13 protein-coding genes are annotated in these 15,922 nt (G+C 72.8%); 10 read left to right on the forward strand and 3 right to left on the reverse strand.

Annotated elements, in window-relative coordinates:
* Positions 1-148 precede the first annotated feature (148 nt).
* The gene (locus tag ACIO9K_RS01590; RefSeq protein WP_363579666.1) at positions 149-730 is read left to right on the forward strand and encodes a helix-turn-helix domain-containing protein; all 582 of its coding nucleotides are present in this window, start codon (positions 149-151) and stop codon (positions 728-730) included.
* A gap of 21 nt (positions 731-751) precedes the next feature.
* Here ACIO9K_RS01590 and ACIO9K_RS01595 read toward each other — a convergent pair whose 3' ends face one another.
* Positions 752-2,563, reverse strand: a complete 1,812-nt coding sequence (locus ACIO9K_RS01595) for a cholesterol oxidase substrate-binding domain-containing protein (RefSeq protein ID WP_400325993.1) — start codon at positions 2,561-2,563, stop codon at positions 752-754.
* A 487-nt stretch (positions 2,564-3,050) separates the two neighbouring features.
* Here ACIO9K_RS01595 and ACIO9K_RS01600 point away from each other — a divergent pair, with 487 nt between their 5' ends.
* The gene (locus ACIO9K_RS01600; protein ID WP_400325996.1) at positions 3,051-3,797 is read left to right on the forward strand and encodes a carbon-nitrogen hydrolase family protein; all 747 of its coding nucleotides are present in this window, start codon (positions 3,051-3,053) and stop codon (positions 3,795-3,797) included.
* Positions 3,798-4,050: 253 nt separating this feature from the next.
* Positions 4,051-5,457 carry a class II fumarate hydratase gene (locus ACIO9K_RS01605; protein ID WP_363616539.1) on the forward strand — a complete coding sequence of 469 codons (1,407 nt, stop codon included), beginning with the start codon at positions 4,051-4,053 and terminating at the stop codon, positions 5,455-5,457.
* Between the two features lie 104 nt (positions 5,458-5,561).
* Here ACIO9K_RS01605 and ACIO9K_RS01610 read toward each other — a convergent pair whose 3' ends face one another.
* Positions 5,562-6,032 (reverse strand): SPW repeat protein, encoded by a 471-nt coding sequence (locus ACIO9K_RS01610; RefSeq protein ID WP_063349890.1) that lies wholly within the window; start codon positions 6,030-6,032, stop codon positions 5,562-5,564.
* Between the two features lie 186 nt (positions 6,033-6,218).
* Between ACIO9K_RS01610 and ACIO9K_RS01615 the strand changes: the two genes are divergently transcribed.
* From ACIO9K_RS01615 to fahA, 7 genes are all read left to right on the forward strand, one after another.
* The gene (locus tag ACIO9K_RS01615) at positions 6,219-6,791 is read left to right on the forward strand and encodes a PadR family transcriptional regulator (RefSeq protein ID WP_400326000.1); all 573 of its coding nucleotides are present in this window, start codon (positions 6,219-6,221) and stop codon (positions 6,789-6,791) included.
* A gap of 141 nt (positions 6,792-6,932) precedes the next feature.
* Positions 6,933-8,633: an acyl-CoA dehydrogenase family protein gene (locus ACIO9K_RS01620; protein ID WP_363616535.1), complete on the forward strand. Its 1,701-nt coding sequence runs from the start codon at positions 6,933-6,935 to the stop codon at positions 8,631-8,633.
* Positions 8,634-8,801: 168 nt separating this feature from the next.
* Positions 8,802-10,148 carry a phosphoribosyltransferase family protein gene (locus tag ACIO9K_RS01625; RefSeq protein WP_400326004.1) on the forward strand — a complete coding sequence of 449 codons (1,347 nt, stop codon included), beginning with the start codon at positions 8,802-8,804 and terminating at the stop codon, positions 10,146-10,148.
* A gap of 206 nt (positions 10,149-10,354) precedes the next feature.
* Positions 10,355-11,569: a 4-hydroxyphenylpyruvate dioxygenase gene (hppD, locus tag ACIO9K_RS01630; protein ID WP_400326007.1), complete on the forward strand. Its 1,215-nt coding sequence runs from the start codon at positions 10,355-10,357 to the stop codon at positions 11,567-11,569.
* Between the two features lie 76 nt (positions 11,570-11,645).
* Positions 11,646-12,860, forward strand: coding sequence for a cupin domain-containing protein (locus ACIO9K_RS01635; protein ID WP_363616531.1), 1,215 nt, complete (start codon positions 11,646-11,648; stop codon positions 12,858-12,860).
* On the forward strand, positions 12,857-13,738 hold the full coding sequence (locus ACIO9K_RS01640; protein WP_400326011.1) for a hypothetical protein: 882 nt from the start codon (positions 12,857-12,859) through the stop codon (positions 13,736-13,738). The genes ACIO9K_RS01635 and ACIO9K_RS01640 overlap by 4 nt, the downstream gene beginning before the upstream one ends.
* On the forward strand, positions 13,735-14,958 hold the full coding sequence (gene fahA / locus ACIO9K_RS01645; RefSeq protein ID WP_363616527.1) for a fumarylacetoacetase: 1,224 nt from the start codon (positions 13,735-13,737) through the stop codon (positions 14,956-14,958). The genes ACIO9K_RS01640 and fahA overlap by 4 nt, the downstream gene beginning before the upstream one ends.
* A 154-nt stretch (positions 14,959-15,112) precedes the next feature.
* On the opposite strand, the gene ACIO9K_RS01650 is transcribed toward fahA, so the two are convergent.
* A complete protein-coding gene (locus ACIO9K_RS01650; protein ID WP_363616525.1) occupies positions 15,113-15,886 on the reverse strand; it encodes an SDR family oxidoreductase in 774 nt (257 codons plus the stop codon).
* Positions 15,887-15,922 lie beyond the last annotated feature (36 nt).

The following is a 15,922-nucleotide window of genomic DNA, read 5'->3' on the forward strand; positions in this document are numbered from 1 at the left end:
CCATCGCCCGCCGTTCGTCAAGGCGAACGATTGGGCCGACAGGACGAACGGCGGGCGGATGCGGACAGCCGCCCTCACGAGTGGCAGCATGAACGGCACCAGCCGCACGGGAGCCGGAGAAGGAGCCAGGAGAGCGTGAGTGGCAAGCATGAGTGACCGGACCACCCCGAGCGCGGGTTCCGGCGCGGACCTGATCGGCCTGATCTCCGTCTCCATCCGGCGCGAGCGCGAACGCGGCGGGCTGTCGATGGCGGAGCTGGCCCGGCGCGCGGGCATCGCCAAGTCGACGCTCTCCCAGCTGGAGTCGGGCGCGGGCAACCCGAGCGTGGAGACGCTCTGGGCCCTCGCCGTCGCACTGAACGTGCCGTTCAGCCGCCTGGTCGACCCCCCACGCCCGGCGGTCAAGGTGATCCGGGCCGGCGAGGGCCCGGTGACCCACTCCGAGCGCGCCGACTACGCGGCGACCGTGCTGTCCTCCTGCCCGCCGAACGCCCGGCGCGACATCTACCGGATCGAGGCGCAGCCGGGCGAGACCCGGGCCTCCGACCCGCACATGCCCGGCACCGTCGAGCACGTGCTGGTCGGCTCGGGCCGGGCGCTGGCCGGGCCGGCGGAGGCCCCGGTCGAGCTGGGCCCGGGCGACTACGTGAGCTACCCGGGCGACGCCCCGCACGTCTTCCGCGCGCTGGCGCCGGACACCCTCGCGGTAATCGTCATGGAACACATCTGACGATCCGTCGAATGCGCTCCGCTACTTCAACAACCCGTCCAGGAAGGGGTTCCCGAACACCCGGTGCGGGTCGTGCCGGTCCAGGACGGCGACCGCCTCATCCCAGCCCGGCCCGCCGCCGTCGCGCAGGCTCGCGGGGATGACCCGACCGATCAGGTCCGGGTCGGACCAGGCCGCGTCGGCGGTGTACGCCCAACCCTTGGACCACTCGACCCGCAGGCCCGCCCGGGTGCCGTCGAAGGTGTGCAGCAGCCACTGCTCCAGGTCGCGGGCGAAGCGTTCCAGCCCCGGGGTGCCGGGGAAGGCCAGGACGTCGAGCCAGACCGCGGTGTCCCACTCCGGGCGGTCCGCCCGAGGACGCAGCGCGGACAGCAGCGGCGGCCGCGCGCCGGGGACGCCGGAGGAGGTCGGGTCGTCCACGCCGGTGACCCGGATCTCCACCGCGCCGTTCACCGGGAACTCCCCCCGGGCCTGGTAGTCGGCGAGCAAATTCCGGTAGTAGGCGGCGAATTCGCTGACCACCCACTGGAGGTCGGCACGCTTGGCGAGGATCGCGTAGCCGTTGGCGGTGACCCGCAGGGTGGTGGGCCGGACGTACTGCAGCAGGCTGCGCGACGGGCCCCAGAGGTCGGAGCGCAGGCCGCCGGCGAGCAGGTGGGTGATCAGGTCGCCGCTGAGCAGGTCGCGGAGCAGCCCGCCGGAGAGGAGGACGTCCGTGAGGTCGCCGGTGAGCGCCACCTTGGCGATCAGGTACTGGAGTTGGCCGAACAGCGGGGCCGATCCCCAGGCGCCGGCGACGATCTTGCCGGCGAGCCGGGCGACCGGTTCCGGAATGCTGTCCGAGAAGGGGTAGTTGTAGGGCTGGTCGACGGGCAGGGCGCCCAGCGGTTTGGCCGGGGCGACGCTCCAGGTCTTCAGCCAGGGGTACTCGGTGTAGGCGAACCAGATCGCCTCGACCCGGCCGTCGCGCTCGACGAAGTCGGCGAGGGTGCGCGGGCCGCCACCGCCGAGCAGGCCACCCAGGAGCCCACCACCACCGCCTCCGGTGCCGGGGCGGGCGAACAGTTCGGTGGCCGGGATGTCGAGACGGCTGACGCAGCGCAGCGGCCGGTCCGCGCCGGCCCGCAGCACGACTTCGGTGAGGAAGGCGCGGCCCAGGTGCACGAGGAAGGCGGCGCTGTCGGCCTCGGCGCGCTCGAAGGTGCGCAGCGTGTAGCGGCCGGTGGCCGGGTCGAGGACGACGGCGGTGAGCCGGACGACCTGGTTGCTGACCGAGCCGTAGCCGTGCCCCTCCGGCCGGAGTTCGTGGGCGGCGGGTACGGCGGTGCCGTGGCCGCCGATGGCGAGCACCCCGCCGACGGTCAGTTCGCCGGGTGCCGGGCACGCGGTCAGGCCGAGGCCCCGGTCGGCCAGGTGGGCGAGCAGGTCCTCCATGGTGGCGCCGGTCTGGACCCGGACGGTGGTCGGCGAGTCGGCGGTCATCGCGGTGAGGTGGCGGCTGGTGTCCACGAGCAGGACGCGGGCGCTGTCCGGGGTCCCGTTGGCGACGGTGAGCGGCGCCCAGGTGTGCCGGTAGCCGGTGGCGCGCAGGCGCCAGCCGTTGGCGTGCGCCCAGTCGGCGAGCGCCGGTACCTCCTCCGGTGTGCGGGGCGCGCAGGTCCACAGCTGGTCGGTGCGGATCTCGCCGGACCAGTTCTGGAAGACCCGCTGGTACAGCTCGGTGCCGGCGGGCAGGCCGGGCGGCACCGGGGTGGCCGCCTCGGCGCTGTCCGGGCCGATGGTGCCGCGCAGCAGCCAGGCCGCGCCGCCCAGGGCGGCCGAGGCGCCGAGCATCTGCCGCCTGGTGAGCCCGCCGCCCCTGGCGTTTCCACGGCCCTTCCCGTGGCCCGTCTCCGGAGCCGCGCCCGGGGCCGTCCTCGACTCCACCCCCGGGTCCGTCCCCCCGCGGTCTTCCGTGCCCCCGGCCATGCCCCGCCCTGTCGTCGTCATGAGTCCGCCCCCACTAGCCGGTCACCCGCACCGAGCGGCGGTGATGCCGCACGGCGATGATGCCGAGCAGCGGCGATCAGGGTGGGGCCGGTGTGAATCCGGCCCAGGCAGGAGCGTACGAAGTGGCGTACGGCAGTTTGAAGCACTCCACGCAGCTATTCATCCATTCGGGTGATCATGCCCCGGGCCAGTGGCCGCTCCAGGGACAACGCGGAGCGGTACGTGCGTCCGCCCCGGCCGCCTCCCTCCCGGCTGCCACGCGAAACCCTTGTCCACCGCCCGGACCTGCGCATACGTTGATCTTTTCCACCTCGCGCCCGGAGGCACCGCCATGCCCGCACCCCTGATCGCCGCCACCGCCACCGTCACCGTGGCCGTCGCCCAGCCCGCCTGCGCCGACGCCGGCCGCCCGGACACCCTGGCCGTGAACGTCGAACGGCACGCGCAGGCGGTACGGGAGGCCGCCGCGCGCCTGGTGGTGTTCCCCGAGCTGTCCCTGACCGGGTACGACCTGGCCGCGCCCGCGCTCGGCCCGGCCGATCCGCGCCTCGCCCCGCTGGTCGCCGCCTGCGCCGCGACCGGCACGACCGCCCTGGTCGGCGCGCCGGTCACCGAGCCCGGCGGGGGCGAGTCCATCGCCACCCTGGCCGTCACCGGTGAAGGCGCCGTCGTCGCGTGCCGGAAGACGCGGCTGCACGGCGCCGAGCACGACCGGTTCACCCCCGGCGACGGACCCGCCGTCCTGGAACTGGACGGCCTGCGGTTCGGCCTCGCGATCTGCGCCGACGCCGCCGATCCCACGCACGCCGAGGAGACCGCCGCGCTCGGCATCGACGCCTACGTCGCCTCCACCCTGTACGGCGCGGGGCCCGCGCAGGCCGCCCGCCGCGACGGGCACCTCCGCGACCGCGCCGCCGCCCACGGGGTGTGGGCCGTGCTGGCCACTTCTGCCGGGGCGAGCGGCGAGCAGCCGCAGACCTCGGGCGGCTCCGGCTTCTGGGCGCCGGGCGGCGCCCTGGTCGCCCAGGCCGGCACCGCGCCGGGCGAACTCGTCCGCGCCGAGCTGCCCCGGCGGTAACGACGGGGGCGGCCCGGCGGACGCGGCGGTAACGACGGACACGGCCCGGCGGACGCGACGGTGACCACGGACACGGCCCGGCGGACGCGGCCCGACCGTCACCGTGGACGCGGCCGGGCCGGAACGGCGAGCGTGGCCGGGCTGCGACAACCGGATGCGGCCGGGAGGAAATACCCGGGGCCCACGCGCGGCTGTGGTGATCGGAGACCGCTCGGGGCCGGACCACCGGCCCGTTCAGGAGGTGCAGCGCGTGATGGGTGACGAGCAGGAGAACCAGCGGGAGTACCGCGTCGAGCACGACTCGATGGGCGAGGTCCGGGTGCCGGCCGCCGCGAAGTGGCAGGCGCAGACGCAGCGGGCGGTGGAGAACTTCCCGGTGTCCGGCCAGCGGCTGGAGCGCGCGCACATCGCCGCGCTGGCCGGGATCAAGGCCGCAGCGGCCCGGGTGAACGCCCGCCTCGGCGTCCTGGACGAGGACACGGCGGCGGCGATCGCGGCGGCGGCCGAGGAGGTCGCCGAAGGGCGGTGGGACGACGAGTTCCCGGTGGACGTGTTCCAGACCGGTTCGGGCACCTCGTCCAACATGAACGCCAACGAGGTGATCGCCACCCTGGCCGCCGAGCGGCTGGGCCGCCCGGTCCACCCGAACGACCACGTGAACGCCAGCCAGTCGTCCAACGACGTCTTCCCGTCCTCGATCCACATCGCCGCCACCGCCGCCGTCACGCACGACCTGATCCCGGCGCTGGAGCACCTGGCGGAGGCGCTGGAGCGCAAGGCCGCCGAGTTCGCGCAGGTGGTCAAGTCGGGCCGGACGCACCTGATGGACGCCACGCCGGTCACCCTCGGCCAGGAGTTCGGCGGCTACGCCGCCCAGGTCCGGCACGGGCGGGAGCGGCTGCTGGCGACGCTCCCCCGGGTCGCCGAACTGCCCCTCGGCGGCACGGCGGTGGGCACCGGGATCAACACCCCGCCGGGCTTCCCGGCGGCGGTGATCGAGGAGGTCGCCCGCACCACCGGCCTGCCGCTCACCGAGGCGCGGGACCACTTCGAGGCGCAGGGCGCCCGCGACTCCCTGGTCGAGCTGAGCGGGCAACTGCGCACGGTGGCCGTCGGATTCACGAAGATCGCGAACGACCTGCGGTGGATGGGCTCGGGCCCGCGCACCGGCCTCGGCGAGATCAACCTGCCGGACCTGCAACCCGGTTCGTCGATCATGCCGGGCAAGGTCAACCCGGTGCTCCCGGAGGTGGTGCTGATGGTCGCCGCCCAGGTGGTCGGCAACGACGCGACGGTCACCCTGGCCGGCGCGAGCGGCAACTTCGAGCTGAACGTGATGCTCCCGGTACTCGCCCGCAACGTGCTGGAGTCGGTGCGGCTGCTCGCCAACAGCGCCCGCCTGCTGGCGGACCGGACGGTGGACGGCATCACCGCCAACGTCGAACGGGCCCGGGAGTACGCGGAGTCCTCCCCCTCGGTGGTCACCCCGCTGAACCGCTACCTCGGGTACGAGGAGGCGGCGAAGGTCGCCAAGCGGGCGCTGGCCGAGCGGAAGACGATCCGACAGGTCGTGCTGGAGCACGGCTACGTGGAACAGGGCAAGCTCACCCGTGCGCAGCTCGACGAGGCCCTCGACGTCCTGCGGATGACCCGCCCGTGACGGCCACCGACCCGCCCGTGACGGCCGCGGCTCCCTGACGACGTGCGCCGGGGCGCGGAGGACGGTTCGGCCCTCCACGCCCCGGACACGGGCTGTCAGTGACGTCAGCCCTTGGCGCGGCCGGCGCGGCCGAGTCGCATCGCTGCTCCGTTCGCCGTGATCGTGGCCATCGAGATCGCCGCGAGACCGAGCAGGAACATCACGGCACCGACGATGACGCAGGTGACGATGTTCCTGCCCTGCGCGGCCGATCCGGAGACGAGCCAGGGGGAGACGATCGTCCACGCGCCGAGCACGGTGGCCGCCCAGGCCCTCGCGTGGGTGCGCTCGTAGGCCGACCCGTATCCCGCCATCAGCACGCAGTAGGCCAGGCCGACGATCAGGCAGGTCACGGTCAGCGTGTTGAAGGCGGTGAAGCCGACGATCCATGGCGATGCCGCCAGGAAGAGGCCCGCCAGCACGGCCAGGGCCTCCGTGGCCTGGGCGCGCGGGGTCGAGGTGATCCGCTCGTAGTGCTCCCGTAGTTCGACGATGTCCGGGTGATGCTCCATGCCCATCGGAATCTGGGTAGACACCGATACCACCTCCTATGGTTCGGAACATGGAGGGCGCATGCCCCGTACCCATTCTGGCGCTTCTCCGACGATTTGCGCCTTTTGGCCGTAAATGCTCGATAACCATCCGATCACGCCGGTGACCTGCGTCTCACCACTCCGGACCCCCATTGCCTATGCAATTCGTTGCATAGGAGGATGCCGAACATGGCACTGGAGCACGCGATCCTCGTCTCACTGCTGGAGCAGCCTGGCTCGGGCTACGAACTGGCCCGGCGCTTCGACCGCTCCATCGGGCGCTTCTGGACCGCCACCCACCAGCAGATCTACAAGGTGCTGCGGCGGATGGAGGCCGACGGCTGGGTCGCCGCCGAAGAGGTCGCCCAGGACGGCCGGCCGGACAAGAAGGTCTACTCGGCGGCCGACGCCGGACGGGCCGTGCTCGCCGGCTGGCTGCGCGAACCGGTCGAGCCGGAGTCCGTCCGACACGAGCTCGCGGTCAAGATCCGCGCCGCCGCCTTCGACGACCCGGCCGCGCTGATCTCCGAGGTCGAACGGCACCGCGAGAGCCACGCCGCCCTGCTCGCCCGCTACCTGCACGGCGAGCAGCGCGACTTCCCCGACCTCACCGCGCTCGACACCCAGCAGGAGCTCCAGCACGTGGTGCTGCGCGGCGGCATCGAGTACGAGCGGATGACCCTCGCCTGGCTCGACGACGTGCTCGCCACCCTGCACCGCCTCGCCGCGGATGGCAGGTCACAGATGACGGGTGACAGATAACAGAATCTGAACGCTGAAATCTGAAATCTGTCAGTTGTCATCTGTTCGCTGTTCGCCGTCACCCGCCGGCCACCACCCGCCGCCTCCTCACCCGCCACCCCTCACCCTCGACCCCTCACCCTCGACCCCCGGGAGCCCGTGATGCTCTTCAACCCGCGTACGTACGACCCCGCGCAGTTCGACGAGCCGACCCGCCGGCTGCTGCGCGCGACCGTGGACTGGTTCGAGTCCCGCGGCAAGAAGGCGCTGATCGACACCTACGTCGACCGCACCTGGTACGCCGACTTCCTCGAATTCGCCGCCAAGGAGGGCCTGTTCGCGGAGTTCCTGACCCCGTCCGCGGCCGACCCGGGCAAGCGCTGGGACACCTCCCGGATCGCCGAGCTGAACGAGATCCTCGGCTTCTACGGCCTCGGCTACTGGTACACCTGGCAGGTCACCATCCTCGGCCTCGGGCCGGTCTGGCAGAGCAAGAACGAGGCCGTCCGGGCCCGCGCCGCCAAGCTCCTGACGGAGGGTCACGTCATGGCGTTCGGCCTCTCCGAGCGCACCCACGGCGCCGACATCTACTCCACCGACATGATCCTCACCCCGGACGGCGAGGGAGGTTTCACCGCGACCGGCTCCAAGTACTACATCGGCAACGGCAACGTGGCCGGCCTGGTCTCGGTGTTCGGCCGCCGCTCCGACGTCGAGGGCCCCGAGGGCTACGTCTTCTTCGCCGCCGACAGCCGCCACGACGCGTACCACCTGGTCAAGAACGTGGTGAACGCCCAGATGTACGTCAGCGAGTTCCGGCTGGAGGGCTACCCGGTGCGCGCCGAGGACGTGCTGCACACCGGGCAGGCCGCCTTCGACGCCGCGCTGAACACCGTCAACGTCGGCAAGTTCAACCTCTGCACGGCCTCGGTCGGCATCTGCGAGCACGCGATGTACGAGGCCGTCACGCATGCCCACAACCGGGTGCTGTACGGCCGGAAGGTCACCGACTTCCCCCACGTGCGACGGGAGTTGACCGACGCGTACGCCCGTCTGGTGGCGATGAAGATGTTCAGCGCGCGGGCCGTGGACTACTTCCGCACCGCCTCCCCCGAGGACCGCCGCTACCTGTTGTTCAACCCGATGACCAAGATGAAGGTCACCACCGAGGGCGAGAAGGTCATCGACCTGATGTGGGACGTCATCGCCGCCAAGGGCTTCGAGGCGGACACCTACTTCGACAAGGCGGCGAAGGACATCCGCGGCCTGCCGAAGCTGGAGGGCACCGTCCACGTCAACCTGGCGCTGATCCTCAAGTTCATGGGCAACTACCTGTTCGCCCCGAGCGACTACGCTCCGGTGCCGACCCGGCTGGACGCCGCCGATGACGCCTTCCTGTTCCGCCAGGGCGCGGCCCGCGGCCTCGGCGCGATCCGTTTCCACGACTGGCGCACCGCGTACGACCGCCACACGCAGCTGCCGAACGTCGCCCGCTTCCGCGAACAGGCCGACGGCTTCTGCGAGCTGCTGCTCAGCCACGCGCCGAGCAAGGAGCAGCAGGCGGACCTGGACTTCCTGCTGGAGATCGGCCAGCTGTTCGCACTGATCGTCTACGGCCAGCTGGTGCTGGAGCAGGCGGAGCTGACCGGCCTGGACGAGGACGTCCTGGACCAGATCTTCGACGCGCTGGTCCGCGACTTCTCCGCGCACGCGACCGAGCTGCACGGCAAGGCCTCGACGACCCCGGAGCAGGCCGCCTGGGCGCTGGCGAACGTGCGCCGGCCGGTCGCCAACGCGGAGCGGGCCGCCGCCGTGTGGGCCCGGGTCGAGGAGCTGTCGGGCGCGTACGAGATGCGGCCGTAGCCGCCGCGCGGAACGTGGAACGACCCCGGGGGTGCGGACCGGGGGCACGGGCCTGAACCCCCGGTCCGCACCCCGGTCCGCACCTCCGGCCCACGCCCCCGGTGCCCCGTCTCCTCGGTGCCCCGCCCGGTGGCGCCCGGACGTACCGTGGAACACGGAGGGCGCGTCATGCACGGCACCGGGACCCACTTCACCGACCGGACCGACGCGGGCCGGCGGCTGGCCGCCCGCGTGGGCCACTTGGGCGGCGCCGACACCGTGGTGGTGGCGCTGCCCAGGGGCGGGGTTCCGGTGGCCGCCGAGGTGGCGGCCGCGCTCGGCGCGCCGCTGGACATCTGCGTGATCCGCAAGCTCGGCGTGCCCTACCAGCCCGAGCTGGGCATGGGGGCGATCGGCGAGGACGGCGTCCGGGTGCTGAACGAGCAGGTCATCCGGCTGGCCGGGGTCGGCGACGACCAGCTGGCCGCCGTGGAGCGGCGCGAGCGCACCGAGTTGGAGCGCCGGGCCCGCCGCTACCGGGGCGGCCGCCCGCCCACCGACCTGCGCGGCCGCACGGTGATCGTGGTGGACGACGGCGTCGCCACCGGCTCCACCGCCCGGGCCGCCTGCCGGATCGTCCGGGCCCGGGGCGCGGCCCGGGTGGTGCTCGCCGTCCCGGTGGCCCCGGCGGACTGGACGGAGCGCCTGTCCGAGGTCGCCGACGAGCTGGTCTGCGTCGGCACACCGTCGCCGTTCTTCGCGATCGGCGAGTTCTACGGGGACTTCGCGCAGACCGGCGACGAGGAGGTCCTGCGGCTGCTCGCCGAGGCCGCGGGCGGGCGGCGCGCGCCGGGGCCGGTGGACGTGGACCGCGAGCTGGTCCTGCGCGCCGCCGGTGTGCGCCTCGCCGGCCGCCTGACCGTCCCCGCCGCACCGAGCGGCATCGTGCTCTTCGCGCACGGCAGCGGCAGCGGCCGGCGCAGCCCGCGCAACCGTCACGTCGCGCGGTACCTGAACCGCTCCGGGCTGGCCACGCTGCTGTTCGACCTGCTCACCGAGGCCGAGGAGCCGGACCGCCGCAAGGTGTTCGACGTCGGTCTGCTCGGTGACCGGCTGACTGCCGTCGCCGAGGAGCTGGGCCGGCTGGAGGAGACCCGCGGCCTGCCGCTCGGCCTGTTCGGCGCCAGCACCGGCGCCGCGGCCGCCCTGCACACCGCCGCCGCGCTCGGGCCCGCCGTCGGCGCGGTGGTCTCCCGCGGCGGGCGCCCCGACCTCGCCGGTCCCGACGTCCTGGGCCGGGTGAGCGCCCCGACGCTGCTCGTGGTCGGCGGCCTGGACACCACCGTGATCGACCTGAACCGGCGGGCCCGGGCCCGGCTGCACTGCGTGAGCGAACTGGCGGTGGTGCCGGGTGCGGGCCATCTGTTCGAGGAGCCGGGCACGTTGGACCAGGTCGCCGAGCTCGCCGGGGCCTGGTTCCTGCGCCACCTCCCCCCGCTCGGGACCGCCCAGGACCCGGTGTCGCGGGCCCCGTGAACCGGTCCCGATCGGCAGCACATTTTGCGCAGCCGAATGCGGGATTTCCTGATCAGCTTGTACACATTGAACAGTGAAATCCCGACCTGTTGCCCAGCCACCCGGACAGGAGCAAGCTCTCCGCCAGCCGCACCGCCCACCCGTTCGCGGCGCGGCCGCCTCAAGCGGACGCCTCAGAGCCGAGGCCAAAAGTGGAGGAACGACCGATGACCCCGCAGTCCCACGCCCTTGAGCTGACCCCCGAGGAGCGCGAGGCCGGCCTCGACGCCGACCAGCTGCGCCGCCTCGTCGGCCTCGTCGAGCACGACCCGGCCACCGACCCGTTCCCCGTCACCGCGCAGGACGCGGTCGTCTTCGTGGTCGGCAACGCCACCCAGACGGCCCAGTTCTACCAGGCCGTGTTCGGCATGGAGCTGGTCGCCTACTCCGGCCCGGAGACCGGCCGCCGTGACCGCAAGGCCTTCGTGCTCCGCTCCGGCTCCTGCCGCTTCGTGATCAAGGGCGGGGTGCTGCCGGACAGCCCGCTGCTGGACCACCACCGCCGCCACGGCGACGGCGTCGTCGACCTGGCGCTGGAGGTCCCGGACGTCGACAAGTGCATCGCGCACGCCCGCGCGACCGGCGCCACCGTCTTGGAGGAGCCGAACGACGTCTCCGACGAGAACGGCACCGTGCGCCGCGCGGCCATCGCCACCTACGGCGAGACCCGCCACACCCTGATCGACCGCTCCCGCTACCACGGCCCCTACCTGCCGGGGTACATCACCGCGCAGAGCAAGGTCCAGCGCCCGGAGGGCTCGCCCAAGCGCCTGTTCCAGGCCCTCGACCACGCCGTCGGCAACGTCGAGCTGGGCCGGATGGACGAGTGGGTGTCGTTCTACAACCGGGTCATGGGCTTCGTGAACATGGCCGAGTTCGTCGGCGACGACATCGCCACCGACTACTCCGCCCTGATGTCCAAGGTCGTCGCCAGCGGCAACCACCGGGTGAAGTTCCCGCTCAACGAGCCGGCCATCGCCAAGAAGCGGTCGCAGATCGACGAGTACCTGGAGTTCTACACCGGCCCCGGCTGCCAGCACATGGCGCTCGCCACCAACGACATCCTCACCACCGTCGACGTGCTGCGCTCGCGCGGCGTGGAGTTCCTCGACACCCCCGACTCGTACTACGACGACCCGGAGCTGCGCGCCCGGATCGGCAAGGTGCGGGTGGACATCAACGAGCTGAAGTCGCGCGGCATCCTGGTCGACCGCGACGAGGACGGCTACCTGCTGCAGATCTTCACCAAGCCGATCGGCGACCGCCCCACCGTCTTCTACGAGTTCATCGAGCGGCACGGTTCGCTGGGCTTCGGCAAGGGCAACTTCAAGGCGCTGTTCGAGGCGATCGAGCGCGAGCAGGACGCCCGCGGCAACCTGTGAGTGCCGGGGAACTCTGAGCACGGTCGGGCGTACCGTGAGGACGGTCGGCTGAGCACGGTCGAGGAGGAGCAGGGAGATGGCGTACTACCGGCAGCTGGGCAGCATCCCGCCCAAGCGGCACACCCAGCACCGCACACCCGAAGGCGGGCTGTACTACGAGGAGTTGATGGGCGAGGAGGGGTTCTCGTCGGACTCCTCGCTGCTCTACCACCGGGGCATCCCCTCAGCCGTGGTGAACGCGGTGCCGTGGGAGCTGCCGGACCAGTCCACGGTGCCCAACCACCCCCTGCTCCCCCGCCACCTCAAGCTGCACGAGCTGTTCGCGGACCAGGAGTGGAAGTCCGCGGACGTCGTCGGCAGCCGCCGCCTGGTCCTCGGCAACGGCGACGTGCGGATCTCGTACGTCGCCGCCGGGGCCCCGAGCGAGCTGTACCGCAACGGACTCGGTGACGAGTGCGTGTACGTGGAGTCCGGCTCCGGCACGGTCGAGACGGTCTTCGGCTCGATCGAGGTCGGCCAGGGCGACTACGTGATCATCCCGCGCGCCACCACCCACCGCTGGGTGCCGGCCGGGGACGAACCGCTGCGTGCGTACTGCATCGAGGCGAACAGCCACATCACCCCGGTCAAGCGCTACCTCTCCAAGTACGGGCAGCTGCTGGAGCACGCGCCGTACTGCGAGCGGGACTTCCGCGGCCCGGTCGGCCCGCTGGTCGTCGACGCCACCGGGGACGCCGCCGGAGACGTCGACGTGCTGGTCAAGCACCGCGGCCCGAACGGCGTCTCGGGCACCCGCTACACCGTGCCGCACCACCCCTTCGACGTGGTCGGCTGGGACGGCTGCCTGTACCCGTACGCCTTCAACATCCGGGACTTCGAACCGATCACCGGCCGGGTCCACCAGCCGCCGCCGGCCCACCAGGTGTTCGAGGGCAACGGCTTCGTGATCTGCAACTTCGTTCCCCGCAAGGTGGATTACCACCCACTGTCGATCCCGGTGCCGTACTACCACGCCAACGTGGACAGCGACGAGGTCATGTTCTACTGCGGCGGCGACTACGCGGCCCGCAAGGGCTCGGGCATCGGCCAGGGCTCGATCTCGCTGCACCCCGGCGGGCACACCCACGGGCCGCAGCCCGGCGCTTACGAGCGCAGCATCGGCGTGGAGTTCTTCGACGAACTCGCCGTCATGGTGGACACGTTCCGCCCGCTGGAGCTCGGCGAGGGCGGCCGGGCCGGCGAGGACGGCGACTACGCCTGGACCTGGGCCGGGCGGGGGCCCGGGCGATGAGCGCCGCCTCGTCCACCGCGCCCGACTCACCGGCCACCGGGGCGATCCCCGAGCTGTTCCACGGGCTCTTCGACGACGCCGCGGTGTTCCCCCCGGGGAACCTGCCGGTCGCCGAGGCGGTGCCCGCGCACCGCGGGCACCGCGCGGCCTGGTACGCCGAGGCGGTCGGCCCGCTCCTGTGCGGGGCCGGCCGGCTGGGCGAGTTGGCCGCGGCGGTGGCGGGCGGTGCGCCGCTCGGGGTCGGGCTCGTACTGCCGGGGGGCAGTGCCGAACTCGGCCCGGCGCTCGCCGCCGCCGCGTCCTTCGAGGTGGCCGGCGTCGAACTCGCCGTCCGGGACGCCGCCGAGGCGGTCGCCGCCCTGGACCGGCTGCTGCCGCCGGACGTCCCGGCCGCCATCGAGCTGCCGCGCGAACTCCTGCGCGGCGACGGCCTGGGCGAAGTGCTGGACGTGCTCGTCGACAGCCCCTACCGGGCGAAGTTCCGCACCGGCGGGGTGGTGGCCGAGGCGTTCCCGGACGAGGAGGAACTGGCCGCCTTCCTCACCGGCTGCGCGCTGCGCGGACTGCCGTACAAGTGCACCGCCGGACTGCACAACGCCGTCCGGCACACCGACCCGACCACCGGCTTCGAGCACCACGGCTTCCTCAACGTGCTGCTGGCCGCGCAGGAGACCGACCGGGCCGCAGCAGCGGCGGTGCTGGCGGAACGCGACGGCGCGGTGCTGGCCAAGGCCGTCCACGCGCTGACCGATCGTCAGGTCACGGTGATCCGGAACTCGTTCACCGCGTTCGGCACGTGCAGCATCGCCGAGCCCCTGGACGACCTGGCCGCGCTCGGCCTGCTGCCGTCCACGTCACAGCCCCAGGAGGACCGTTGAGCACCACCCCCCGCAGCTGGCTCGCCAGCGCCCAGGACTCGCCGTTCGGCGTGCACAACCTGCCGTACGGCGTGTTCACCGCCGCCGACCAGCCCGGCCGGCGGCGGATCGGCGTGCGCGTCGGGGACTTCGTGCTGGACGCCGCGGCGGCCGCCCGGGCGGCCGGGGCGCCGTCCGTGCTGCTGGCCGCGGACTCGCTCAACCCGCTGCTGGCGGCGGGGCGTTCGACCTGGACGCAGGTCCGGGCCGACCTCACGCGGTGGCTGACGGACGAGTCCTACCGCGAGGCGCTGTCGCCTGCGCTGCTGCCGGCGGGCGAGGTCCAGCTGCACCTGCCGTTCGAGGTCGCCGACTACGTCGACTTCTACGCCTCCGAGCACCACGCCACCAACCTGGGCCGGATCTTCCGCCCGGGCTCGGAGCCGCTCACCCCCAACTGGAAGCACCTGCCCATCGGTTACCACGGGCGGGCCGGCACGGTGGTCGTCTCCGGCACCCCGGTGGTGCGGCCCCACGGGCAGCGCAAGGCCCCCTCCGACCCGGCGCCGTCGTTCGGGCCGACCCGGCGGCTGGACATCGAGGCGGAGGTCGGCTTCGTCGTCGGCACCCCGTCCGAGCTGGGCCGACCGGTCGTCCTGGACGACTTCCGCGAGCACGTGTTCGGCGTCTGCCTGGTCAACGACTGGTCCGCGCGCGACATCCAGGCCTGGGAGTACGTGCCGCTCGGCCCGTTCCTCGGTAAGTCCTTCACCACCTCCGTCTCCCCGTGGATCGTCCCGCTGGACGCCCTGCAGCACGCCCGGGTCGCGCCGCCCGAGCGCGACGTCGAGCCGCTGGCGTACCTGGACGACCGCGGCGGCGAACCGTGGGGACTGGACCTGGCGCTGGAAGTCCGGCTGAACGGGCACCTGGTGTCCCGGCCGCCGTTCGCCTCGATGTACTGGACGGCACAGCAGCAGCTCACCCACATGACGGTCAACGGCGCCTCGCTGCGCACCGGCGACCTGTTCGCCTCGGGCACCGTCAGCGGGCCGGAGCCGGAGACCCGCGGCGCGCTGATCGAGCTGACGTGGAACGGCGAGGAGCCGCTGAAGCTCCCGGACGGCACCACCCGGACGTTCCTGGAGGACGGCGACGAGGTCACCATCACCGCCACCGCGCCGGGGCCGGACGGCGCCGTCATCGGGTTCGGCGAGGTGACGGGGCGGGTCCAGCCGTAGCCGGTCCACAGCCTCCGGTCCACAGCCTCCGGCCGACAACTGACGGCGAACGGATGACAGATAACAGCTGACAGATTTCATCATCTGTCAGCTGTTATCCGTTACCCCCGCCCCCTCCTCGAACTCCCCCCCCCGCGCACCGGACGCACCGCGCCTACAGGCCCGCCCCACCGGTGGCGTCGATGACCCGGCCGGTGACCCAGCGGGCGTCATCGGAGGCGAGGAAGGCGACGATGTCCGCGACGTCCTCCGGTTGCCCGACCCGGCCGAGGGCCGCGAGCGAGGCCGCATGGGCCTCCGCCTCCGCGTTGCCGCGCAGCCAGCCGGCGTTGACGTCGGTGTCGACGACACCCGGCGCGACCGAGTTGGCGGTGATCCCGCGCGGGCCGAGCTGCTTGGCGAGGTTGAGGGTGAAGGTGTCGAGCGCCCCCTTGGTCGCCCCGTAGGCGATGATCTCCGGCATGGCGAGGCGGGCCGCGCCGCTGGAGACGTTGATGATCCGGCCGCCGTCGCGCAGCCGGTGCAGTCCGTGCTGGACGACGAAGAACGGCGCACGGACGTTGACGGCGAAGACCTCGTCGAAGCCCTCCTCGGTGAGCGCGGCGAGGTCGGCACTGCGCCCGATCCCGGCGTTGTTCACGATGATGTCGACGCCGCCGTCGGGCGCGTGCGCGCCGATCCCGGCGTCGAACGCCTCCCACAGCGCGGCCGCGTCCCCGTGCCGGCCGAGTTCGGCGGGCAGCGCGAAGGCCCGGCCGCCGTCGGCGCGGATGCCCGCGACGACCTCGCCCGCCGCCTCCTGATCGCGGGCGTAGCCGACGGCGACGGTGGCGCCGTCGCGGCCGAGCCTGCGGGCGATCGCCCGGCCGATCCCCCTGCTGCCCCCGGTGACCAGCGCGGTCTTGCCCTTGAGTGCCTGCCTGCCCATGACTGAGCCCCTTCCCGCTTCGCCCACCCTATTTGT

Origin of the sequence: Kitasatospora sp. NPDC087271, from assembly GCF_044744605.1 — a bacterium.
In the GTDB taxonomy this organism is placed as follows: domain Bacteria; phylum Actinomycetota; class Actinomycetes; order Streptomycetales; family Streptomycetaceae; genus Kitasatospora.

What these genes read in the sequence shown, in the direction of transcription:
- ACIO9K_RS01590 (WP_363579666.1), top strand. Translation starts at nt 149, where the DNA reads ATGAGTGACCGGACCACCCCGAGCGCGGGTTCCGGCGCGGACCTGATC.
- ACIO9K_RS01595 (WP_400325993.1), bottom strand. Translation starts at nt 2,563, where the DNA reads ATGCTCGGCGCCTCGGCCGCCCTGGGCGGCGCGGCCTGGCTGCTGCGC.
- ACIO9K_RS01600 (WP_400325996.1), top strand. Translation starts at nt 3,051, where the DNA reads ATGCCCGCACCCCTGATCGCCGCCACCGCCACCGTCACCGTGGCCGTC.
- ACIO9K_RS01605 (WP_363616539.1), top strand. Translation starts at nt 4,051, where the DNA reads ATGGGTGACGAGCAGGAGAACCAGCGGGAGTACCGCGTCGAGCACGAC.
- ACIO9K_RS01615 (WP_400326000.1), top strand. Translation starts at nt 6,219, where the DNA reads ATGGCACTGGAGCACGCGATCCTCGTCTCACTGCTGGAGCAGCCTGGC.
- ACIO9K_RS01620 (WP_363616535.1), top strand. Translation starts at nt 6,933, where the DNA reads ATGCTCTTCAACCCGCGTACGTACGACCCCGCGCAGTTCGACGAGCCG.
- ACIO9K_RS01625 (WP_400326004.1), top strand. Translation starts at nt 8,802, where the DNA reads ATGCACGGCACCGGGACCCACTTCACCGACCGGACCGACGCGGGCCGG.
- hppD (WP_400326007.1), top strand. Translation starts at nt 10,355, where the DNA reads ATGACCCCGCAGTCCCACGCCCTTGAGCTGACCCCCGAGGAGCGCGAG.
- ACIO9K_RS01635 (WP_363616531.1), top strand. Translation starts at nt 11,646, where the DNA reads ATGGCGTACTACCGGCAGCTGGGCAGCATCCCGCCCAAGCGGCACACC.
- ACIO9K_RS01640 (WP_400326011.1), top strand. Translation starts at nt 12,857, where the DNA reads ATGAGCGCCGCCTCGTCCACCGCGCCCGACTCACCGGCCACCGGGGCG.
- ACIO9K_RS01650 (WP_363616525.1), bottom strand. Translation starts at nt 15,886, where the DNA reads ATGGGCAGGCAGGCACTCAAGGGCAAGACCGCGCTGGTCACCGGGGGC.